Below are 25,081 nucleotides of genomic sequence, written 5' to 3' on the forward strand. Positions count from 1 at the left end.
AACGAAATTTGTCAACAAGAAAAAAAAATAAGGACAAACTATATTTTATATTTCTACAGTTTATCCTCTTAAATTACATTCTATTGTTCTTATTAAGTTTTTTTCTAATCTTAAGTCATCTTCTGAAGTTCTTTTTTTAGGGTTTGATGTTCTTCCACCTGCTCTTCTAATCTTTTGAGAAATATGTCTCTCTTCTAGCATTCTATCTATATTTTCTTCTGTATATAAATATCCTTTTGGATTTAATATATGAGCTTTTTTCCCTAAACAAATTGCTGCAACCCCATAATCTTGACTAATTACTACATCATTTGACTCACATATATTTACTACATACATATCTACACTCTGAAATCCACTATCTACAACTTTAACTTCACCATAATCTAAAGTTATGTAATGATGGATGTCACAAAATACCATTAATTCTAACCCATATTTTTTTGCTATTTTTTGAATAATGGAGATACCTGGACAGGCATCTCCATCTACTATAATTCTCACTATTTTAATTTAGCTTCTAATTCAGCCTTTAATTCTTCATATCCAGGCTTTCCTAGTAAAGCAAACATATTCTTCTTGTAAGCTTCAACTCCTGGTTGGTCAAATGGATTAACTCCTAAGATATATCCGCTTATTGCACAAGCTTTTTCAAAGAAGTAAACCATATATCCAAAGTAATATGGGCTAAGCTCTGGAATATTTACTACCATGTTAGGAACTCCACCATCATTGTGTGCTAATAAAGTTCCGTTAAATGCTTGTTTATTAACAAAATCTATAGTTTTTCCAGCTAAGAAGTTTAATCCATCAAGATCTCCTTCTGCCTTTTCTATTTTAACTTCTCTCTTAGCTTTTTCTACATTTAGAACAGTTTCAAACATTATTCTCTTACCTTCTTGAATGAATTGTCCCATTGAATGTAAATCTGTTGAGAAGTCAACTGCTGCAGGGAATATTCCTTTTTGGTCTTTTCCTTCTGATTCACCAAATAATTGTTTCCACCATTCATTAAAGTAGTGTAAACCTGGTTCGTAGTTAACTAGTATTTCTACATCTTTACCTTTGTTATATAGAGCATTTCTCATTGCAGCATACTTGTAACAATCGTTATTTTTAAGATCTGGAGTAGCATATGCTTCTCTTGCATCAGCAGCTCCTTGCATCATTTCATCTATGCTAATTCCAGCAACAGCTATTGGTAATAAACCAACTGCAGTTAAAACTGAGAATCTTCCTCCAACATCATCTGGAATAACAAATGTTTCATATCCCATTTCATCAGCTAATGATTTTAAAGCTCCTTTGCTCTTATCAGTAGTTGCAAAAATTCTTTCCTTAGCTCCATCTATTCCATATTTCTTTTCCATATAATCTTTAAATACTCTAAATGCTATTGCAGGCTCTGTTGTAGTACCTGATTTTGAAATAACATTAACGCTGATATCGATACCTTCTATAGCATCTAAAAGATCAGCTAAATATGTTGAACTTATATTGTTACCAACAAAGAATACCTTTGGCGTATTTCTCTTATCATTTCCTAATACATTATAGAAATTGCTGTTTAACATTTCTATAGCTGCTCTAGGTCCTAGGTATGAACCACCAATTCCTATAACTATTAAAGCTTCTGAATTCTTTTTTATTCTTTCAGCAGCATTTTTTATTCTTGAAAATTCTTCCTTGTCATAGTTAACAGGTAAGTCTAACCATCCTAAAAAGTCATTACCTGCTCCTATTTTATTATGAAGAGTTTCATGAGCCCCTTTTACCATTACTTCCATATGATCTAATTCTTGCAAACTTGCATATGGTTCTACCATAGATAAATCTAATCTTAAACCTTTATTCATCTTCATACCTCCGAATCTTTCTGGGAATTTTTGCTGATTTAATCAATAATCATTATACCATAATTTAAATTATATTCCTTATTTTTTTTACTGTATAACTTATTTTGTTACTTTATATAAAATACTCATATTATTTTCTGTTATTATTTAAATACTATACATAAATCAATTTAAATTAAATTCTCATATTAATTAAAATTTAATATAAGTAAATTTAAAAAGAGTAGATAAATTTAAATTAAACTTATCTACTCATCATCTTAACTCCTAAGGAATTTTCATTAATTCTTTTATACATCCATTATTTTAATAATTAATCTTATATTAATAATCTTCTAAATTATCCATTAATACAGCTTCTTAATCTTAATAATTCCGAAGGAATTTCATCTCAACTATTCACTATTTTACTTTTCCTAGGCTAATACTAAGTCCTTCAAATACACCCAGCTTGATATTTCTTTTAATAATGCTTTATTATCTGTTATTTGACTAACTGTATAAGTTCCTTGTTTAACCCAATCTGGAATTGATTCTCCTGTTGCATAGTTAGTACCTGTAACTCTTACTGTAGATCCCACTACTATAGTTGAAACTGGATATACTTTAACTCCATTACCATTGAATACACTATAGCCTGGATTTGCATCTGCACAATCTTTTGCATTTTGTAAGTTACTAAATGCTCCTATTTGTGAAGCAGCATCTTCCCATGTCTTTCTAACTCTATATAATTCAGTTGTTGGTGGATTTGAAGTATCTAGTTCATCTTGAATCATATTTAAGAATCTTTGCCATCCCATGTCTAAAGTTCTATGAGGACAATATTTCCCACTAAAATCTTGATGTTTTCTAATTTGAGCTATACCCCATCCATATTGCTTTAATAATGCTGCAACTTCTTTTGCTGCTCTTTTTTCAGCATTTATAAATCTAGTACCACCTGATTTTGAATAACAAATTTCAACAGATATATAATTTCTGTTTCCATCTCCTGTTGATCCATCTCCTGCATGCCAAGCATTACGATTAAATGGTATTCCTTGAATAGCTTCCACGTCATCTATTCCAATATGGAAAGATACACTATTAGTATTTGATTGCATATAAGATATTTCATTTGCTGCACTTGCATCATTTGCAGTGTTATGAATGCATATCCCCTTTGGTGTCATTGAATATGGGCATTTTATACTGTATTTGTCTGATGATATAAGTCTTTGTACTAAAGCCATTTTAAATCCTCTCCTTTTTAATTTTAATTTTTTCTTTTAATTTTTTATTTTGAAGCTAGCTTCCTACATCTATTACATATGCACTTTTAAAAAATTTTTAAAATTTTTTTAAAATTTCTTTAAATTATTTTGTAAATATTATATAAGCGGATGGAGATACTAAATAATGCTTTATAATCTATTATTAAAGGTTGTGATTTTATGGGAAAAATGAAAAACATTAAAGAATTAATAAATGTTCAAGCTAAATCTTGCACAAATCATGCAAAACCTTCTAAAGAACCTAATGATGGGTATTTTATTGAAAGAGATCCTAATGATAGCTTTAGCTCTGAAGGAACAGTAAGATATGGTGAAGAGCAAGATGTCGATGACTTATAAAACTTACTACTATATTAAATTTTTCAAAGGGGCTCGCGTTTCGCGAGGCCCTTTATAAAAATAAGAGATTAACTTTTTTAAATCAATAAAGCTTACTTGAAATTGAATATATTTTATATTAAATAGATTTCTGATACTGCACATTTATGTTTCTTAAATGCGCATTTATTTTATGCTATAATATAAACTAATTTTGTAAATTAATTAAAATGAGGTGTTTATTTATGAGTATAAGAGTTCAATATAATTGCTTAAATGTTAATTGGAATGATGTGATAGAAATACTAAAAACTGTAGGAATGTCTTATTCAGACGCCAAAATTCATAAAATATCTTTTGAAAACAGTCATACTGTTATATTTGTTTTTAATGATGACAAATTAATCGGATTTGGACGAGCTATTTCTGATGGTGTTAGGCAAGCAGCCATTTATGATGTAGCAATAGACCCTGAATATCAAGGTAAAGGATTAGGAAGATTAATTTTAAATGGTATTAAAGAAAAACTTCCTAATTGCAATTTTATATTGTATGCTGCACCAGGAAAGGAACCATTTTACGAAAAAGTAGGCTTTGGAAAACTAAAAACAGGTATGGGGCTATTTGCAGATATGTCTAAAATGAAAGATAAAGGATTTATAAAATAATCCATTCTTTTATTTTGGTTACTTTATTTAAATAAAATAGGCATCTCATAACTTTAGATTACTGAGATGCCTACTATTTTTACATACTAATTTATTTCTTAACCAAATATATTTATGAATAATGTTATTATAGCAGAATTTATAAAATCAATGAATAGTCCACCTACAATAGGAACTACAAAATACGGAGTCTGACTGAAACCATATTTATTTGTAAGCGCATCCATATTGGCTATCGCATTTGCTGTTGATCCCATACCAAACCCACATATAGCTGATGAAAAGACTGCTGCTTCATAATTTTTTCCCATAGTTTTAAATACAATTACGAACGCAAAAATCCCCATAAGAATTGTTTGTGAGATAAGCATAACAATCATAGGAAGTGCTAAATCAAATAATTCCCATAATTTTAATCCCATCAATGCCAATGAAAGATAGAAAGAAAGACTTATACCTCCTAAGGTTTCTATTTCCTTATCTTCTATTTCAAAGCCTTTAAAATCACTTATATTTTTAATAATAGCAGCTGAAATCATTGCTCCTATATACGATGGAAAAGTTAGACCCAAGCTTTGTATATATTTAGTTATAATAGATCCTATACCCATAGCAATAAAAATCCATGAAGTTGCCTTCATTAACCTATTATAACTTAAACTTGCAGATTCATCATGATGAAAATCACTTAAAGGAATATCTCTATCATGATATTCTTTTGGAGTTTTTATATTATTTCTTTCTATTAAAGACTTTGCAAGGAACCCTCCAAGAATACTACCCATTACTAGCCCAAATGTTGCTGATGCAAAAGAAACTGTAGTAGCTCCCTTAACTCCAATTTCCTCTAGTAGTGGACCAAAGGATCCTGCTGTACCATGCCCCCCTACTAGTGGGATTGAGCCTGTTGAAAGTCCCAATAATGGATTTAAATTGAATACTGCTGCTAACGCTACTCCAATTAAATCTTGAAAAATTACCAAGATTATTGATAGTATTAAAAAAATAGCTACTTTTATTCCACCATTTTTTAATACCTTAATACTAGCTGTATATCCTATACTAGTAAAAAATGCCGTCATAAAAACATTTTGAAGTGTGACATCTAATGTTATTGTTGCAATATGAGTCACTTTTAATATTAATATTATTAATGCAAAAGTCATTCCTCCAACTACAGCAGATGGTATACAGTACTTTTCCAATAATTTTATTTTCTTTCTTAAATATACTCCAAAGTAAAATACAACTGTTGCTAATGCCATTGTTTGAAATATGTCTAATTTAAAATCCATGTATTCACTTCTCTCCTCTTTAGTTTATATTTTATAATATGCACCATTACTTTATTTTTTATCAAAATGTGCTTTTAAAATGTAAAATTACTATAAAATATTCATTTTGTCAAATCATTATTTTCCATATTTTAATGTTAACGTTCACTTTATAAATGGCTTGTTTAAATTCATCAGATAATATCTTTTAAAAACTAGAAGTAATCTAATATCTTAAAATCTTATGAAGCTAATAACAAAGTTTTATAGTATATTTTTAATATACTTTTATTATATTTCGTAACAATGTAAGCATCTTCAACATATTATAGACTATGTGCATTATAGAGATATAATGTTCAAATATACTAATGATAAATGGAGATGAATCTGATATGACACGTGATTATTCAAATAATGATTATGAATATGAAGATTACAAAGATGAAGATAAATACGGTAAGGACTCTTATAAGAAGCCTTGCAAAGACTATGATGACTATGATGATGACTATGATGATGACTATGATAAGTGGTTCAAGAAACGTGAAGATGAAGAAAAGCGTTGCAAGAAGCATGATGACGACGATGACGATGATAAGTGTTGCAAGAAGCATGACAAAGACAACGATAAGCGCTGCAAGAAATATTACGAAGAGTACCTTGATAGATATTGTAAGAAACGTGAAGATGACAAAAAAGATGATGATAAAAAACGTTGCAAGAAGCATGATGATGAAGACAGATGTTGTAAAAAGCATGATGACGACGATGACGATGATAAGTGTTGCAAGAAGCATGACAAAGACAACGATAAGCGCTGTAAGAAATACTACGAAGAGTACCTTGATAGATATTGTAAAAAACGTGAAGATGACAAAAAAGATGATGATAAAAAACGTTGCAAGAAGCATGATGATGAAGACAGATGTTGTAAGAAGAATGATGACGACGATGATAAACGTTGCAAGAAGCATGATAAAGACAATGATAAGCGCTGTAAGAAATATTACGAAGAGTATCTTGATAGATACTGCAAGAAAGATAACGATAACAAAAAAGATGATGATAAAGATGACTATAAGGACAACGATTATTCTGTTGAAAAGTATTTTTATTGGTGTAAAGATGAGTACGACAACTCTAAAAAGTATAGATAATATAATCATTTTATAAAATAGTGTTTATAATCCTTTAATTTAAAAATTTAGGAGTAACTATTATTTAGTTACTCCTTTTATTATACTTTTAATAATTAAATATAAATTATTTAATTATTTGAGCACACATTTATTATAAAACCAATACAGTAATTAGCTTCCTAAATCCGCTTCCTATTCTTCATCCTGCAATGCATCATATCCATGTTCATTTGTACGAATCTTTATTACATCTTCTACATCATAAATAAATATTTTTCCATCCCCAATATTTCCTGTATAAAGTACCTTTTGAACAGTTTTAACAAGAATTTCAATTGGAATTTTACATATAATAACGTCAATCTTAACCTTAGGAAGCAACCTTGTCTCCATAGGTACCCCCATGAAATAGGTTGGATTTCCATTTTGCATACCATGTCCAAGAACATTTGTAACTGTAAGCCCAGTGACACCAAGCTTTTCAAGAGCAGCTTGCAATTCTGAGAATTTGTTTTGATTTGTAATTATAGTAACCTTTGTTATTTTTTCGCCTTGGTGTTCTTTGTGAATAACAGGTATTGCAACCTCTTCTGAAACAGTGTTTGCATTTGTAGGAATAGATTTATTATCTAGCTTGATATCTTCTACACTATTTGTATATGCTGTTCCATTTGCAACTTGAGCGAAGTCTGGATAAGCAATATTTCCATGTTCTCCAATATCAAGACCTGCAATTTCTTCTTCTGGAGATACACGAATGCCAATGGTTTTCTTAATTAAATACCAAACTAGTAAAGATGAAATAAATACAAATGCACCTACAGCAATTATACCTATAAGTTGAATCCAAATAAGTTCGAATCCGCCTCCATAGAAAAGACCATTTTTAGTTGATAGACTTGTAACTCCTTCTCTTGCAAATAACCCTACACAGATTGTCCCAAAAACACCACAGCAAAGATGAACAGCTGTTGCCCCTACTGGATCGTCAACTTTTATTTTATCGAAGAACATTACTGCATATACAACTATAATACCAGCTATAGCTCCAATTAATAAAGAAGCTTCAATGCTAACATATGCACAACTACCTGTAATTCCTACTAGTCCTGCAAGACAGCCATTTATAGTCATTCCTAAGTCAGGCTTTCCTATTACAATCCACGAAGTAGCTGTTGATGTTAATATAGCTGCAATTGCTGCAGTATTAGTTGTCATTAGTATATGCATAACATCAGCTGGATTTTGAAAACTCATTGTTGATCCAGGATTAAAACCAAACCATCCAAGCCAAAGCACAAATAAACCTATAACGGCTAGTGACATATTATGCCCTGGAATAGCTTTTGCCTTTCCATCTTTACCGTATTTCCCAATACGAGGTCCAAGAATTAATGCTCCAGCAAGAGCAGCCCAGCCTCCAACTGAATGTACAACCGTGTCACCTGCAAAATCCATAAATCCTATACTTGCAAGCCAGCCACTTCCCCATACCCAATGACCTATTATTGGATATATAACAAGTGTGAGCACAAATGAGAAAACAATAAATGAGATATATTTTACACGTTCAGCAACAGCACCTGAAACTATCGTTGCTGCAGTACCACAGAAAACTAATTGAAAGAAAAACTTTCCCCAGAAAGGAACATTTGATGTCAATGTTTCATTATAAAATGAGAGATCGGCATTTCCTAAAATAAAAATATTCTTAGTTCCTACGAATGGGTTGTCCCCTCCAAACATTAGCCCCCAACCTAATAGCATAAATCCAAGAGAAGAAACTGCAAACACAATAAAGTTTTTTGAGAGAATGTTGACAGTATTCTTTGATCTTGCAAAACCTGCTTCAACTGATGCAAATCCCAAGTTCATAAAGAAAACTAAAATAGCTGCAACTAATACCCACATGGTATCAATAATCATTGTAGCATTCATCATATATAATACCCCCTAACTAAATAAAAAAGAGAGCAGAGACGTTTTTCTAAGAACGTCTCTGCTCTCTTTTTGTTATTAATAATATAATATCATAACTAAAATACCTTGTCAATATTTCCCATATAAACTAAATAAACATCTTACTTCTAGTTTAAATTCAGTAATTCTATACAACATGCTGGTAAGTTATTATGTCTTTCCAGATACCAATTCAGCAATTGAACAACACATTGATAATATTTATACAAAGATACCCATATTTAAATGACTTATAGCTATTATAAATGCCACTAAAATCATAATCATCGTACTAGTTCAAATGCAATAAACTTATTAACCTAATGGTAAGATTTCAACTATCTCCATAAATACAGCAGTTGAAGCGTCTTTTAATTGTGCTTCCTTTACTAATTCATTTATTTTATCTTCATCCGTAATAGTCTTCAATATCACTCTTGCCCCTTGATTTCTTAAAGCTTTATCTTCTGCTTCAGGATTATGGGCAAATAAAGATAGAACAGCTATTTGTCTTTCTAACATATTCTTCTTAGTATTTCCTTCTGTAGCTATATTAAATAGTAAAGTATTATCATTCACTAATCCAGGAACTATAGTTGCTGCATTTGGTGTTCCATCTTCATTTGTTGTAGAAACAACAACTGCTGCTGCTTTACTAACATTATTTTTTAAAACTTCTTTTACCTTTGCTTCATCCCATGAACTTTCCCCATAATATACTTCTGTAGATGCCTTAGAAATAGTATCCACACTTGCTGTAACAGTTTCATTTTCTTTTTGCTCTGAGCAAGCTATCATGGATAATGTCATACCTCCACATAATAATAATGCAATCAATTTCTTTTTCATCTTATTACCACCCCTGCAATTTTTATGTAACCATTCTCATTATATACGCCTTTTCTACTTTTTACAACAAAATACTCATTTTATTTGTATTATTTTTAACAAAAATAAATCGTAGGCCTATAAATATAGCCTACGATTAAAATTATTATTCAAACTCTATAGTTGCAGGTGGCTTTCCTGTACAATCATACATTACACGGTTAACACCTTTAACTTCATTTACTATTCTAGTTGTTACTTTTCCAAGTACTTCCCATGGAAGATCTGCTGATTCTGCTGTCATAAAGTCACTTGTAGTTACTGCACGAAGAACTACTGCATAATCATAAGTTCTTTCATCTCCCATTACACCAACTGAACGCATATTAGTAAGTGCTGCAAAGTATTGACCTAGTTCTTTATCAACTCCTGCATTTGCTATTTCTTCTCTGTAAATTGCATCTGCATCTTGAACTATTCTAACTTTTTCTGCCGTTACTTCACCAATTATACGTATTCCAAGACCTGGTCCTGGGAATGGTTGTCTGTAAACTAATTTTTCTGGTATTCCAAGTTCTAAACCAGCTTTACGTACTTCATCTTTAAATAATAATCTTAATGGTTCGATTATTTCTTTAAAATCAACATAGTCTGGAAGTCCTCCAACATTATGATGTGATTTTATAACTGCTGATTTTCCAAGTCCACTTTCAATTACATCTGGATAAATAGTTCCTTGTACTAAGAAATCTACTGCTCCTATTTTTTTAGCTTCCTCTTCAAATACTCTTATGAACTCTTCACCGATTATCTTTCTCTTTTGTTCTGGCTCTTCTATTCCTTTTAACTTTTCATAGAATCTTTCTTGAGCATTTACACGTATAAAGTTTAAGTCATATTGTCCGTTAGGTCCAAATACTTCTTCAACTTCATCTCCTTCATTTTTACGAAGTAAACCATGATCAACAAACACACAAGTTAATTGATTTCCTACAGCTTTTGAAAGTAATACAGCAGCTACAGATGAATCAACCCCACCTGATAATGCACATAATACTTTACCATTTCCAACTTTTTCACGTACTTCTTCAATTGTCTTTTCTACAAATGAATCCATTTTCCAATCACCAGAGCATTCACAAACATTATATAAGAAGTTTGATATCATCTTTGTTCCTTCTTGCGTATGCATAACTTCTGGATGGAATTGAACTGCATATAAATTCTTTTCTTCGCACTCCATTGCAGCAACTGGACACACTGGTGTATTAGCTATTATTTTAAATCCTTCTGGAGCTTTTTCTATGTAATCTGTATGACTCATCCAACAAATAGTAGATGCTGATACTCCATCAAATATTTTTGAATCAACATTAACATCAACCTTTGTCTTTCCATATTCACTTACAGGAGCAGTAGCAACCTTTCCTCCAAGCATATGTGCCATTAATTGAGATCCATAACAAATTCCAAGTATAGGAATCCCAGCTTCAAATAAAGCTTTATCACATAAAGGAGAATCTTCTCCATATACACTGTTTGGTCCACCTGTAAATATTATTCCCTTTGGATTCATTTCCTTTATTTCATCAACGCTTAAAGTATGTGGGTGAACTTCACAATAAACACCACATTCCCTAACTCTTCTAGCTATCAATTGGTTATATTGTCCACCGAAGTCAACAACTAAAATTAACTCTTTATTCATGGGTACCTCCAAAATTTCTTTAATGTATAGTTGACAATTGACAATTAATAATTAAGGATGAAATTCAGCCAAAGCTGAATTTCTTAAATAAAAATTTTTCCTACACCTCAGTTTATCTGAGTTGTTTCCTCAATTATCAATTCTCCATTATCAATTATAAATTGTTCTAATTTATTTCCATAATTCTTTCACTGCTATTTAAAATTTTAATTTTAAATAAATCCTCACGCTTTCACTTTTCACTATAACTCAGCTCGCCTGAGTTGTCTCCATAATTCTTTCATTTGCCATTTAAAATTGCGATTTTAAATAAAATTTTCATTCTTTCATTCTTTCATTATAACTCAGCTTGTCTGAGTTATTTCCTCGATTGTCCATTGTCCATTGTCCATTGTCCATTGTCCATTGTCAATTATCAATCGTCTTTTACTTGCTGTAGTTTGGTGCTTCTTTAGTAATATTAACATCATGTGGATGACTTTCTCTTATTCCTGATGCTGTTTGAACTACAAATTTTGCATTTTCATATAAATCATCTAAAGTAGGTGCTCCTAGGTATCCCATTCCAGATCTTATTCCACCTAATAATTGATAAATTGTATCTGCTACAGCGCCTTTAAATGCAACTCTTCCTTCAACACCTTCTGGTACAAATTTCTTTGTTCCATTTTGGAAGTATCTATCACTTGATCCTTTTTCCATTGCGCCAAGTGATCCCATTCCTCTATAAACTTTATAGCTTCTTCCTTGATATATTTCCATTTCCCCTGGTGCTTCTTCACAACCTGCAAACATTGATCCCATCATTGCAACAGATGCTCCACCAGCTAATGCTTTAACTATATCTCCTGAGTATTTTAATCCTCCATCTGCAATTACTGGAACTCCATGTTTTCTTCCTTCTTCTGCACAATCCATAACTGCTGTTAATTGAGGAACTCCAACACCTGCTACTATTCTTGTTGTACATATTGATCCTGGTCCTATACCAACCTTAACACAATCTGCTCCTGCTTCTATTAAATCTCTTGTAGCTTCAGCAGTTGCTATATTACCAGCTATAATTTGAAGTTCTGGATACTTAGCTTTTATTTTTCTTACTCCATCCATAACTCCTTTTGAATGTCCATGAGCTGTATCTAATGTAATAACATCAACATTAGCTTTAACTAAAGCATCTACTCTATCCATCATATCTTTAGTTACTCCTACTGATGCTCCACATAATAATCTACCTTTTTCATCTTTTGCTGCATTTGGGAAAGCTTTTGCTTTTTCTATATCTTTAATAGTTATTAATCCCTTTAAGTTGTTGTCATTGTCAACTAGAGGAAGTTTTTCTATTTTATGCTTCTTTAATATTTCAAGGGCTTCTTCTAATGTAGTTCCTTCTTTAGATGTTATTAGTGGACTTTTTGTCATAACTTCTGAAATTAATCTATCATAATTTGTTTCAAAAACTATATCTCTATTAGTTATTATTCCAATTAATTTAGTTCCTCTAGTTATTGGAACTCCTGATATTCTATATTGAGCCATAAGTTCTTGAGCTTGTCTTATTGTGTTGTCTTCAGATAAGTATATAGGATCTGTTATAACTCCATTTTCTTGTCTTTTTACTCTATCGACTTCTTTTGCTTGCTCTTCTATAGTCATATTTTTATGGATTATTCCTATTCCACCTTCTCTTGCCATTGCAATAGCCATTTTAGACTCTGTTACAGTATCCATACTTGCACTCATTAATGGAATATTTAATGTAATTTTTTTAGTTAATTTAGTTTTTAAGCTAACCTCATTAGGTAAAACCTCTGATTTATTTGGTACTAATAATACATCATCAAAAGTATAAGCTGTTTTAATAATTGTTGCCATTAGTCTTCCCCCTTAAAAATGATTTATTTCTTTCACTATTTTGAATTTATGAATGTAATATTTCTTTTCATCTCTATTTTTATGTACAAAAAAAGACATACTAAGCCTCTAAGTGAAGTTAATATGCCTAAAAACGCTATATGACAAATATAGGTATAGTATATCAAAATCACTCATAGTCGGAAATTTAAGGTTTCCGGTAGATACTCTCTGCCATATTCAGAGGATATACGAGTTATTTATGTCTGACTATTTTTAATTTATAGATATTATATATCTACGCCCTATGCTTGTCAATAAGTTTGCAATTTATATTTCAAGTAAAATTTATCAATTGATGTCAATCATTCTCCTAAATCTATTAAATAAATCCCACTATTATCTAAAGAAAGTCTTTTTAAATTATTTTCTGCTGGAGTATAGGTTGAATCAAATACTAATGCAACTCTATAATAATTTTGAGCTACCCTTTTATTCCCAATTAATTCTTCAATAACTCCAAATAGATTTTCTATCTCAGCATTTCTGCTATCCATTACTAAAGCTTCTTTTAAATATAACTCAGCTTTAGAATATTCCTTATTTATTATAGCCTCTCTAGCTTGTTTTATATATTTCTTTAAATCATGATTAGCTTTTAATATTTTTATCTTATTCTTATAGCATTTTTCATTATATTCCATACTTACCTCCTACATCCTAATATAATAGAAGATCATTAATTTAGTTTAATCTTGCATCCTTACAAGTCTATATCCAACCCCTATATGAGTTTGTATATAAGTATTTTTCTCACAATTTTTCTCTATCTTCTTTCTTAGAGTAGCCATAAAAACTCTTAATGATGGAATTTCACTTTCATATGCTATTCCCCATATTTCCTTCAAAATATAGGTATGAGTAAGAACCTTACCTACATTTTTTGCTAACAAGCATAAAAGCTTATATTCTATTGGAGTTAAATGTGTTTCTTCTTTTCCTACAAAAACACATCCTGATACATAATCTATCTTTAAATCTCCGTTTATAAATTCGGTGCTTTCTTCCTTTTTTGAGTTATCATAATTCATCTTTCTAATAGCTACTCTAATTCTTGCTAGTAATTCATCTACACTAAATGGCTTAGTCAAATAATCATCTGCACCAGAATCTAAAGCTTCTATTTTATCTTTATCTTCACTTCTAGCACTTACAACTATTATTGGACAATTAGACCAAGCTCTTATTTTCTTTATTATATCAACACCATCTATATCAGGTAATCCTAAATCTAGTACAATAATATCTGGCTTATGTGATGTTGCTAGTATTATTGCTTGCTCCCCATTTTCTGCTGTAAAACAGTTATAAGAATGAATATCTAAAGTAGCATACATAAAATTTCTTATTGCCTTATCATCCTCAACTACTAAAATTGATACCTTCATTATTTACCTCCACTTGTGATAATGTAAATCCTATTACTGTTCCATGAGGTTTATTATTTCTAACATAAATTTCTCCACCGTGCGCATTTATTATAGACTTGCAAAGAGCAAGCCCTAACCCTAAACCTCTTCTACTATCACCTTTATTTCCATTAACAGTAAAGAACATATCAAAAATACACTCTTGATTTTGTTTACTTATACCTCTACCGTTATCTATAACTTCTACTACGACTTTTCTATATTTACTAAATACGTTAATTTGAATTTCACTTCCTGGTTCAGTATATTTAATTGCATTATCTACTATATTTATCATTACTTGAACTATTAACCTTACATCAACATCAACCATTAATAAGTCATCTTTTAAGTTAACTTTAACTTTATAATCTGAAATTTTACGATTTACATGTTCAAGCGCTTCATTTATTATTTCTTCAATTAATTGTGGCTCAGTATTTAATTTCACATTTCCATTATCTAATCTTGATACAGATAATAGATTTTCAACTAAATTTATTAACCAAACTGAATCATCATAAATATCTAAAATTAATTTTTTCTTTGTTTCTTCATCAAATTCATTATTTAATATGGAACTAGCACTTCCAGATATACTGGTAAGTGGTGTTCTTAAATCATGAGAAACTGCTCTTAATAAATTTGCCCTGAACCTCTCATTTTCAGCTTGCATTAATGCATTTTTTTTAGATTCATTTAAAATATATTTCTCTATTGCAAATGAAATTTGACTAAGCATTGCTTCTAGTAATGACTTTTCTCCACTATCAATATTTTCATTTTCTATCATTACTATTCCTATTACAACCATAACATTATTTTGTCCAGTAAGAGGTATATACATAGCCTTCGCTCCTGGTAATGTATCCGTACTAACCCCTGCTCTTTTTTTATTTCTTATTACCCAACTAACTACAGCCTTTTCATCTTCACTTATATATTTCTTATCTATTTCACTACCATCTTCAAACCTATAGTTATATATGCTTTTTATACTCTCATTCTCTACTTCATATATTATGATTGGCTTTTTCAAAAACTTATATAACTGCCTTTGAGCTGTTAAGATTATATCTTCTAAATTATTAGTTCTTTCTAAATCTCTACTTGCCTCTAATAATATATTTGTTCTATTGGCAATTACTGCTGATACATTTGCTTGATATTTAACTTTATTAGTAAGTGTGCTTGTAACCAATGCAGATGTAAGCATTATAATAAATGTAACTAAATATCCTGGATCATAAAAATTAAGAGAAAATCTAGGATCTGTAAAAAGAAAATTAAATAACAGTACACTTGCTAATGAAGCAACTCCACCATAAATAATCCCATCAGTTTTATTTGATATTAATAAAACACCAAGTATAAATACTGTTATTACATTAGCTTCACTAAATCCAAGCTTATATAAAATTGCACTTATTCCTACAGCTAATGCTAATATTACTAGTGTTTTCACTACATCAGAGCTTGATAGTTTTATATTTTTAACTTGATACTTCCTTTTAGCAACAATATCTTCACTATCTGGTATAACATAAAGATCTATTTCAGGAGCTAGTTCTACAATTCTATCTACATATCCTAGCTTAGACTTAAAGAATAATTTTCTCCTTTTTGTTCTTCCTAGAATTATCTTTGATACACCACTTAATTTTGCAAATTCTGCAACTTGATACGGCACATCATCACCATATACAGTTTCTACATTTGCCCCTAAATCTTCAGCAAGCTTTAAATTTTCTCTAAGCTTTTTAATATTTTTTTCATCTAGCTCCTTTGAAACTATTGTTTCTACAAAAAGAGCTGTAAACTCAGCATGAAAGGCTTCTGCCATTCTAGCTGCTGCTCTTATAACTTTAGTATTAGAAGGCGATGAGCTTAAACATACTAGTATATGCTCATTTGTATGATATATTCCTTTGCTATAGCTCTTATTTACGGTAACTTCTTTATTTACTCTATCAGCCGTTTCCCTTAATGCAATTTCACGTAATGCGGCTAGATTTTCTCTTGTAAAAAAGTTGTTCAGTGCCCTTTTGGCTTGCTTTTCCCTGTATATTTTACCTGCATTTAATCTATCTATAAGATCTGAAGGCTCTATATCAATAAGCTCAACTTGAAATGCATCATTGAAAAATCTATCTGGCACTCTTTCCTTTACTACAACATGAGTAATTGATGCAATTATATCATTTAAACTTTCTATATGCTGAACATTAACTGTTGTATAAACATCAATACCTGCACTTAACAACTCTTCTATATCACTATATCTCTTCTTGTGCCTTAGTCCATGTGCATTTGTATGTGCAAGCTCATCTACTAATATTAATTCTGGTTTCCTTTGTAATGCTCCATCTAAATCAAACTCTTTTAAAGTTATGCCCTTATATTTAACTTCAAGTTTTGGTAAAAGTTCTAATCCATCTAAAAGAGCTAAAGTCTCTGGTCTTGTATGTGGTTCTATATATCCAACTACTACATCTACTCCAGCTTTCTTTGCAGCATGAGCAGCATCCAGCATAGCGTAGGTTTTACCTACACCAGCTGCATAACCAAAAAATATTTTTAACTTTCCTCTTTTATTTTCTAATTCTTCTTCATTAATTTTTTTCAATAACTCTTCTGGATTAGGACGAGTTTCATTCATTTATAGCACCCCTGTTTTCAATTGTTATAACTTTCCATCTAAGGCAAGATTAACCTGTAACACATTTACAGTTTCTTCTCCAAATACTCCAAGTGTTCTTCCCTTTGTATATTTTTCAATTATTTGCTCTACTTCATCAGTACTTATATTACGTGCCTTTGCAATTCTTTCTACTTGATATTCTGCTGCTGCAACTGAAATATGAGGATCAAGCCCACTTCCTGATGATGTAACTAAATCTACTGGAATAGGTTCATCTTTTTTATCAGGATTTGATGCTTTTATTTTTTCTATTCTCTCGCTTACTAGCTTTTCATACTCTTCACTTGCTGGACTTAAATTTGAAGGAGCTGCATACATTAATACTTCTCCATTTTCATCTGTAAATGTACTTGTATCCAAGTTCATTACACGTCCCCATAAATACTCATCTCCAGTAAATTCTTGAGCAAGTAATACACTACCATATTTTTTTCCATTAACTTCTATAATACTACCATTTACTTTATCTTTAAATAGTAATTGTGAAGCACCTGTTATAAAAACTGGATATATTAATCCACATATTATCATAAATACTAGTATAAATTTAAATGCTTTACTTATAACTTTCATAATTTATACCTCCTATTATACTAAACCAAGCATAGTTATTATTATATCTATAATCTTTATTGCTATAAATGGAGCTATTATTCCTCCAAGACCATACACTAAAAGATTTCTTGATAACAACTTACTAGCTGGAACTTCTCTATATTTTACACCTTTTAATGCTAATGGAATAAGTGCTATTATTATTAAAGCATTATATATAACAGCTGAAAGTATTGCACTTTCTGGACTACTTAATTTCATTATATTTAATTTTTGTAGTTCAGGATAAAGCCCTAAAAATAATGGTGGTATTATAGCAAAGTATTTTGCTATATCATTTGCAATACTAAATGTTGTTAGTGATCCTCTTGTCATTAAAAGCTGCTTACCAATTCTAACAATTTCTATAAGCTTAGTTGGTGATGAATCTAAATCAACCATGTTTCCAGCTTCTTTTGCTGCTTGTGTTCCTGTATTCATTGCAACAGCAACATCTGCTTGTGCTAAAGCTGGGGCATCGTTTGTTCCATCACCTGTCATTGCAACTAAATGCCCTTTCTTTTGGAAATCTTTTATCATATCTAGCTTTCCTTCTGGTGTTGCCTCTGCTAAGAAGTCATCAACTCCAGCTTCTGCTGCTATTGCTGCTGCAGTAAGTGGGTTATCACCAGTTATCATTATGGTTTTAATACCCATTTTTCTAAGATCTGCAAATTTTTCTTTTACTCCTTTTTTAACTATATCTTTTAAGTGTATTATTCCAAGTACTTTATTATTTTTAGCAACAACTAAAGGAGTCCCTCCAACTTTAGCTATTTCTTTAACCTTCTCTTCGCATTCCTTTGAAAAGAAACCACCTTTTTCTAAAACATATTTCCTAACTGCATCTGAAGCTCCTTTTCTTATTTCATTTCCATTGAAATCTACTCCACTCATTCTTGTTTTAGCTGTAAATTCGATAAAGGTTGCATTGAGACTACTCATATCTCTTCCTCTAATGCCAAACTGTTCTTTAGCTAAAATTACTACACTTCTTCCTTCTGGAGTTTCATCTGCAAGAGATGCTAATTGAGCTGCATCTGCTAATTCTTTTATATCAACTCCATCAACTGGTATAAATTCACTAGCTTGACGATTTCCAAGGGTTATTGTTCCAGTTTTATCTAACATTAATATATCAACATCACCAGCTGCTTCAATTGCTCTTCCACTCATTGCTAATACATTTGCTTGATTTAATCTACTCATTCCAGCTATACCTATTGCTGATAAAAGAGCTCCTATAGTTGTTGGTGCCAAGCAAACTAACAATGCAATTAATGAAGTAATTGAAGTACTATTTACCATACCTGCTTCATTAGAAATAAATACTGAGTAAGTGTACAAAGAAACTGTTACTATAAGGAAAATTATTGTAAGTGCTACTAATAATATTTCAAGTGCCTTTTCATTTGGTGTTTTCTTTCTAGCTGCACCTTCTACCATAGCTATCATTTTATCCATGAAGCTTTCACCAGGATCATTACTTACTTTAATTATAAGCCAGTCAGAAATTACTGTTGTTCCACCTGTTACTGCACTTCTATCTCCACCACTTTCACGGATAACAGGAGCTGATTCTCCTGTTATTGCACTTTCGTCAACTGAAGCTGCACCATCAATAACATCACCATCTGCTGGAATTTGTTCTCCAGCAAAAACAATAACAATATCACCTTTTTTTAGTTCTGTTGAATTTACTTTTACAACTTTATCTTTTTCTTTTGCTGATAATATTTTACTTGCTACAACATCCTTTTTTGCTGAACGTAATGCATCTGCCTGAGCCTTACCACGCCCTTCTGCAATTGCTTCTGCAAAGTTTGCAAATAAAACTGTAAACCAAAGTAAAATTGTTATCCCCAATATAAAACCTGGAGAATTGTCTTTAATTCCAAGCAAAGCTACAAAATATAAAATAGTTGTTATAATAGAAGCTATATATACTATAAACATTACAGGATTGTCCTTTTGTATCTTAGGATTTAACTTTACAAAGGAGTCCTTAATTGCTCTTTTTACCATTTTTTTATCAGATAAAATACTATTATTATTTTTCATATATTATCCCCCCATTCTATCCTATCATTTGGAAGAATTCAGCTATTGGTCCTAATGCAAGAGCTGGGAAAAAGCTTAATGCCCCAACTAAAAGTACTACAAACACTAAAAGACCTACAAATAATGCATCATGTGTTGGTAATGTTCCTGCACTTACTGCTACCTTCTTCTTTTGAACCAATGAACCCGCAATAGCAAGTGTTGCTATCATTGGAACAAACCTTACAAATAACATAATCAATCCTAAACTAACATTTATAAATGGTTTATTTGCTGCAAATCCTGCAAAAGCTGACCCATTATTTCCAGCTGCTGATGAATATGCATAAAGCATTTCTGAAAAACCATGTGCACCTGAGTTACTAAGACTATCTAATACACTTGGAACTAATGCTGCAATTCCACTTCCTACTAATGCTGCAATTGGTGTTGCAAGACAAACTAGCATTGCCATCTTCATTTCAAATGGTTCTATTTTCTTTCCTAAATATTCAGGAGTTCTTCCAACCATTAAACCTGCCATGAATACTGCTATTATCGCAAAGGCTAACATTCCATATAATCCACATCCAGCTCCACCAAATATTACTTCCCCTAGCTGCATAAGTAGCATAGGCACCATTCCCCCTATAGGAGTATAGCTATCATGCATTGAGTTTACTGATCCATTAGCTACTGCTGTTGTAAATGCTGTCCATGTTGCTGATGAAGCTATACCAAATCTGGTTTCTTTACCTTCCATATTTCCACCAGCTTGATTAATTGTAGATATATCTACTAATCCATTTTGTGCTAATTGAGGTGTTGCATTAGCTTCATTTACTGCTATTACTCCAAGAGCAATAACTAGCATTAAAAACATTGCAATAAATATTGCTCTACCTTGTCTTTTATCCTTAATATTTCTCCCAAATGTAAAGCATAAAGCTGCTGGAATTATTAGTATTGATAACATTTCTACTGCATTTGAAAAAGGTGTAGGATTTTCTAGCGGATGAGCTGAGTTAACTCCAAAGAATCCACCACCATTAGTTCCTAATTGCTTAATTGCAATTTGGCTTGCTGCTGGTCCTTGAGGGACAACTTGTTTTGTTATAACTGTTCCATCTTCAAGAGTTATAGGTTGTAATAATTCAACTTCTTGATATGATGAAAAATTTTGCACAACTCCTTGAGATGCTATTAATAATGAAACAACTATTGATAATGGCATTAAAATATGAATTGTACTTCTTGTAGCATCTACCCAGAAGTTTCCTATAGTCTTTTCTTTTACTCTAGTGAAGCCTCTTATAAGTGCAAATAAAACTGCTATACCAGCGGCTGCTGATACAAAGTTTTGAACTGTTAATCCTATCATCTGAGTTAAATAAGTTGCCTGACTTTCACCTGAATACGATTGCCAGTTTGTATTAGTTACAAAACTTGATGCTGTATTAAAACTTAAATGCCAACTCATTCCATTAATTCCTTCAGGATTTAAAGGCAATATACCTTGTACCATTTGTAACAAAAATAAAATTACAAATCCTATAACACTAAAAGCAATTACTGAAATTGAATACTTCTTCCAATCCATTTCCTCATCTTTATCTATTATTAATATCTTGTATATAAAGTTTTCTATTGGATTTAATACCTTACTTAAGAAAACATTTTCTCCATTCATTACCTTCCCAATATATTTTCCTAACGGAATAGCTAGTACAACTAAAATTATCAAATATAATGAGTACTGTATTATTGAGTTAATCATTCATTATCACCCCTTAGTAAAATATAAGTTAAATAAACAAATAGCGCTAAGGCTACTAAACCAATTAAAATAGTAACTACTGTCATTATTTTCTTCCCCCTTTCATCTAAAATTATATAAAAATCCATATAAAGATAGTGTTAGGATTAATAAGTATGACATTAAGATTGTATAAAGATTATTTTGTTTATAAAAAAAGGAGGTCGCGTTTCGCGACCTCCTTAAAAAGTACTTATTATTTTTGGTATATTACTTTTCCAATTTTCCTTGCTCTACTCACAAAGATAATTGCCTTCTCTATTTCTTGGAATCTTATTAGTGTATTAATAATATAATTTATATCTTTATCTAATAATCCATACATTTCCTATAATTCCTTCTCTAATTTATCATGCATTCTTTTCAGTTCTTTGCTTCCATCTTATATTTTTAATTTCACCCTTGGTTAAATACTCCAATATAACTAAAATAAATTATCATTAAGCATATATATTATCATATCCTATAAAATTCTTAGTTAAAACTAAGATAATATAAGTGATAATTTATTTTAAATTCAAGGATATAACGAAACGTGAGACCCTTAAAATATTATTTATTTTATATTAAGTATAAGGGGGGCGCGCAACGCGACCACCTTAAAAATGTATGTTCTTTTGTGTATTTTTAAAATAAATCAGGCAAGCTCGGACTTTTATCAGATGCCTGTGGAGTTATTATATTAACACTCTTTGATAAATTACTAAACTTAATTTCATTTGTTAGTGATTGTGACATTGAAAGCTCATCTTTAACCCTGGCTTGATATATAACTAATATATCCGATTCTGATGTCTGGTTGCTTTCTTTAATATTATTAATAGATATCTTAAAATTATTATCTCCCTGATTCTCTATAGCTCTATTTCCATTTGTTATCTCTGTTAATATGCTATTGCCTGATGAATCTTTTAAAATTTTATATATCTTAATATCATTTGTACTTACAGTATTAAATTTATTATCTATATTTAAGGCAAAATCAACGCTGTTTCCGCTTAATGTAAACTTAGAACCAAAGGTTACTGTTGAGTCTTGAGCTATTTCGAAGCTTGTACCGTCATTATTTTCTTGGATACTTATTTCTTTTTTACCTGTAGTTTTATTACTTATAATTCCATTGTATAATCCATGAGTAACATTTTTAATTTCTTCCTTTACAGTTACTATAGGAGTAGATACTAAATATTCTACAATTCCTCCTTTTAGCTTATTATAAGTAATTATATTTTTATTTGCTTCACCAAAATTTAGTTCCCCAAATTTATCTAAACTAGGTGATACAGAAAACTCTATTGGAATAATACTATTTGCCGAATATCTACCATTTGAAACATAATTATAAGTAATCTCTGGTAATTCTATAGTTGCAATACCATTACTTACACTTTCTATCCCACTTACAGGAATAAAATTATTTCCTAAATTTATTTTCAATACAGGACTAAACTTATATGGTTTGTAATTGGTAGTTAAAATTATTCTCTCTGCTACTAGATTCATTAAGCTATTTTCAATACTATTATAATCATTATTCACTACATTAAAATATCCTTCAGTATTTCCTACTAATAGACTATGCATTTTATATAAACTATCCGCAGTTGTTCTATTATTCACAGACAAACTTACAATATTATATCCCTTATCTCTTAACTTACCCAAATCACTATCAGTATAAGTTGCTTGTCCAGTAGATATAAATATTATATTTTTCTTTGCATCAGTTCTTCCTGAATTTAAAACCTTTGTAATAGAATCAAATGTTTTAGAAATATTAGGATTTAAATTATCAGCAGTTAAATTTTTTATATAATTATCATTTAAATTTGTAATATTGTCTGTTAAAGGAATTTCTTGTTTAACTTGACTACTAAATGTTATTAATCCATATTGAGATTTACTAATTCTTAAAGCATCCTTATTTAAAAGCTTATTAAATAAAGAGTTTTTTACTATTGTTAATGAATCCTTCATTCCCTGTGAAACATCTAGAACTATAACAATATCATTAGGAATTGCATTTGTACTATCATTAAATACAAAATCTGCTGCTTCAATTTGATATCTTAGATTAAATGCTTCTCCTCTATTGACACTAATATCCCTTTCACTTATAAGGTTTGCACTTATAGCTGGTAAATCATTTGATTTAATTGTTATAGGAACAGTATTTTTAGGATTTATTGTTGTAGTGCTATCTTTCCATGGAAAGTTAATACTCATTTTGTTATATATTTGCTGCTCTCCTGGTCTATTTCCTTTTACCACAAATTCAAATGGTACTGGATTAGCTTCGTACCTTACTTTACCATTTTTTTCAGATACCTTTTTATAATTTACATTATTTAATTTTACAGTATTTCCTCCTATATTTAGCGTGAATCCTTCTGTAAAATTTATATTCATCTCTATATTATTTATTGGATAACTATCTAAAATTTGTGTCGCTATTTTATTAAATACAGCTTGTATTGCATTAGTACTAGTTGGGAAAAATCCACTACTTTCAAATAAATCTGGTTTTCCTTTAATACTAACTCCAGTCATTGCTTCATGTATTGATAATAAGGTGTCATTTCCCTCAGTATCTAAACCGTATCCTATTGAAAATGAATTATATCCCCTTGACTTTATAATTTCGCCTACAGCTCTTGAATAATTTATAGATTTTGTATCTAGACCTGTTCCTATTCCAGCAATTTGGGGCTCAGTATTATCTATTGTCATATAGTTATTCTTATTCGAACCTGTTACTGAATAAAATGTAGGTAATCCATCTGTCATAAGAACTATAGTTTTACTTGCAAATTTGTCTCCACTATCAAGCATATACACTGCTTTTCTCATACCTTCACCAATATTAGTTCCACCTAAGGCTTCTAAGTTATTAATTACTGACGTCAATCTTGAATCATTACTTTGCAAGAAATTTGCTCCAAGTGAATTATAATTTGTAACATCATGGCTACTATTAGAATCTAAATTTTTAACTTTCTTAGTTCCACTTTTGCTATTTGGATTAATTGTAGCTATACTAGAATATGCTACTATACCTATTTTAAGATTAGGAACATCTTTCATTCTATCTATAAAACCATTAGCTGCTCTTTTTAGTTCATCTATTTTTCTATTATCAGAAACAGTGTTATGATCACCAACCTTCTTATGCTCAACGCAGTAATCATTTACCCAGTTATGCCACAAGTTCCACCACTCACCATGATTTGGATCGCTACTATCATGCCTTGTACAATATCTTACCCTTTTATTAGTACATGGATTTTCTATTTCTTCATCCATACTTCCAGATACATCTAAAACTAATACTATTTCCTTAGCTGGTATTGCTGTTTCAAAAGGCTTTGGTATTATTTTCCCGCTAACTGTTATATCTTCACCAACCATAGCAGGATTCGGTGATGCTGAAATTTCCAAATCAAAATCCGGCTTATCAGGAATTTCTCCTGTTGCTTTTACATTCAAACTCTTAAGGGATATTAAAGTTGATATAACAAATAAACTTGTTATAATACTTATTATCTTAAACTTTCTTTTACTAACCATTTTATCCCTC

Annotated in this window: 18 protein-coding genes and 1 riboswitch; of the genes, 3 read left to right on the forward strand and 15 right to left on the reverse strand. The window is 30.6% G+C overall.

What is annotated here, in order from left to right:
* Window positions 1-60: 60 nt before the first annotated feature.
* From I2E83_RS11465 to I2E83_RS11475, 3 genes are all read right to left on the reverse strand, one after another.
* Entirely contained in the window at window positions 61-504 is a 444-nt protein-coding gene (locus I2E83_RS11465) for a YaiI/YqxD family protein (protein ID WP_195266598.1), read from the reverse strand.
* Window positions 504-1,856, reverse strand: a complete 1,353-nt coding sequence (locus I2E83_RS11470) for a glucose-6-phosphate isomerase (RefSeq protein ID WP_195266600.1) — start codon at window positions 1,854-1,856, stop codon at window positions 504-506. Before I2E83_RS11470 ends, I2E83_RS11465 begins: the two co-directional genes overlap by 1 nt.
* 416 nt (window positions 1,857-2,272) lie before the next feature.
* The gene (locus tag I2E83_RS11475) at window positions 2,273-3,091 is read right to left on the reverse strand and encodes an N-acetylmuramoyl-L-alanine amidase (RefSeq protein ID WP_195266610.1); all 819 of its coding nucleotides are present in this window, start codon (window positions 3,089-3,091) and stop codon (window positions 2,273-2,275) included.
* Between the two features lie 201 nt (window positions 3,092-3,292).
* On the opposite strand from I2E83_RS11475, the gene I2E83_RS11480 reads away from it, so the two are divergent.
* Together I2E83_RS11480 and I2E83_RS11485 are read left to right on the forward strand one after the other, a co-directional pair.
* Window positions 3,293-3,472 carry a hypothetical protein gene (locus I2E83_RS11480; protein WP_195266612.1) on the forward strand — a complete coding sequence of 60 codons (180 nt, stop codon included), beginning with the start codon at window positions 3,293-3,295 and terminating at the stop codon, window positions 3,470-3,472.
* Window positions 3,473-3,696: 224 nt separating this feature from the next.
* Window positions 3,697-4,119: a GNAT family N-acetyltransferase gene (locus I2E83_RS11485; RefSeq protein ID WP_195429896.1), complete on the forward strand. Its 423-nt coding sequence runs from the start codon at window positions 3,697-3,699 to the stop codon at window positions 4,117-4,119.
* Between the two features lie 98 nt (window positions 4,120-4,217).
* On the opposite strand, the gene gltS is transcribed toward I2E83_RS11485, so the two are convergent.
* Entirely contained in the window at window positions 4,218-5,414 is a 1,197-nt protein-coding gene (gene gltS / locus I2E83_RS11490; RefSeq protein ID WP_195429898.1) for a sodium/glutamate symporter, read from the reverse strand.
* Between the two features lie 374 nt (window positions 5,415-5,788).
* On the opposite strand from gltS, the gene I2E83_RS11495 reads away from it, so the two are divergent.
* The gene (locus tag I2E83_RS11495; protein ID WP_195429900.1) at window positions 5,789-6,553 is read left to right on the forward strand and encodes a hypothetical protein; all 765 of its coding nucleotides are present in this window, start codon (window positions 5,789-5,791) and stop codon (window positions 6,551-6,553) included.
* Between the two features lie 174 nt (window positions 6,554-6,727).
* Here I2E83_RS11495 and I2E83_RS11500 read toward each other — a convergent pair whose 3' ends face one another.
* The 11 genes from I2E83_RS11500 to I2E83_RS11555 form a co-directional block, all read right to left on the reverse strand.
* Window positions 6,728-8,473 (reverse strand): ammonium transporter, encoded by a 1,746-nt coding sequence (locus I2E83_RS11500; protein WP_195430015.1) that lies wholly within the window; start codon window positions 8,471-8,473, stop codon window positions 6,728-6,730.
* A 336-nt stretch (window positions 8,474-8,809) separates the two neighbouring features.
* The gene (locus I2E83_RS11505) at window positions 8,810-9,343 is read right to left on the reverse strand and encodes a pyridoxamine 5'-phosphate oxidase family protein (protein WP_195266622.1); all 534 of its coding nucleotides are present in this window, start codon (window positions 9,341-9,343) and stop codon (window positions 8,810-8,812) included.
* Window positions 9,344-9,488: 145 nt separating this feature from the next.
* Window positions 9,489-11,030 (reverse strand): glutamine-hydrolyzing GMP synthase, encoded by a 1,542-nt coding sequence (gene guaA / locus I2E83_RS11510; RefSeq protein WP_195429902.1) that lies wholly within the window; start codon window positions 11,028-11,030, stop codon window positions 9,489-9,491.
* Window positions 11,031-11,456: 426 nt separating this feature from the next.
* Window positions 11,457-12,905 carry an IMP dehydrogenase gene (gene guaB / locus I2E83_RS11515; RefSeq protein WP_195429903.1) on the reverse strand — a complete coding sequence of 483 codons (1,449 nt, stop codon included), beginning with the start codon at window positions 12,903-12,905 and terminating at the stop codon, window positions 11,457-11,459.
* 156 nt (window positions 12,906-13,061) lie between these two features.
* A riboswitch (purine riboswitch) is annotated at window positions 13,062-13,159 on the reverse strand.
* 90 nt (window positions 13,160-13,249) lie between these two features.
* Window positions 13,250-13,588: a hypothetical protein gene (locus tag I2E83_RS11520; RefSeq protein WP_195266628.1), complete on the reverse strand. Its 339-nt coding sequence runs from the start codon at window positions 13,586-13,588 to the stop codon at window positions 13,250-13,252.
* Window positions 13,589-13,633: 45 nt separating this feature from the next.
* On the reverse strand, window positions 13,634-14,332 hold the full coding sequence (locus I2E83_RS11525) for a response regulator transcription factor (RefSeq protein ID WP_195266630.1): 699 nt from the start codon (window positions 14,330-14,332) through the stop codon (window positions 13,634-13,636).
* Window positions 14,307-17,012, reverse strand: coding sequence for a sensor histidine kinase KdpD (locus tag I2E83_RS11530; RefSeq protein WP_195266632.1), 2,706 nt, complete (start codon window positions 17,010-17,012; stop codon window positions 14,307-14,309). The genes I2E83_RS11525 and I2E83_RS11530 overlap by 26 nt, the downstream gene beginning before the upstream one ends.
* 24 nt (window positions 17,013-17,036) lie before the next feature.
* Window positions 17,037-17,627, reverse strand: a complete 591-nt coding sequence (gene kdpC / locus I2E83_RS11535) for a potassium-transporting ATPase subunit KdpC (RefSeq protein ID WP_195429905.1) — start codon at window positions 17,625-17,627, stop codon at window positions 17,037-17,039.
* A 15-nt stretch (window positions 17,628-17,642) separates the two neighbouring features.
* Window positions 17,643-19,709 (reverse strand): potassium-transporting ATPase subunit KdpB, encoded by a 2,067-nt coding sequence (kdpB, locus tag I2E83_RS11540; protein ID WP_195429907.1) that lies wholly within the window; start codon window positions 19,707-19,709, stop codon window positions 17,643-17,645.
* A gap of 16 nt (window positions 19,710-19,725) precedes the next feature.
* Window positions 19,726-21,465 (reverse strand): potassium-transporting ATPase subunit KdpA, encoded by a 1,740-nt coding sequence (kdpA, locus tag I2E83_RS11545; protein ID WP_195429909.1) that lies wholly within the window; start codon window positions 21,463-21,465, stop codon window positions 19,726-19,728.
* A 666-nt stretch (window positions 21,466-22,131) separates the two neighbouring features.
* Window positions 22,132-25,071, reverse strand: coding sequence for a VWA domain-containing protein (locus I2E83_RS11555; protein ID WP_195429911.1), 2,940 nt, complete (start codon window positions 25,069-25,071; stop codon window positions 22,132-22,134).
* Window positions 25,072-25,081: the final 10 nt, after the last annotated feature.

This window comes from Clostridium sp. D46t1_190503_E9 (genome assembly GCF_015555225.1).
GTDB lineage: Bacteria > Bacillota > Clostridia > Clostridiales > Clostridiaceae > Clostridium.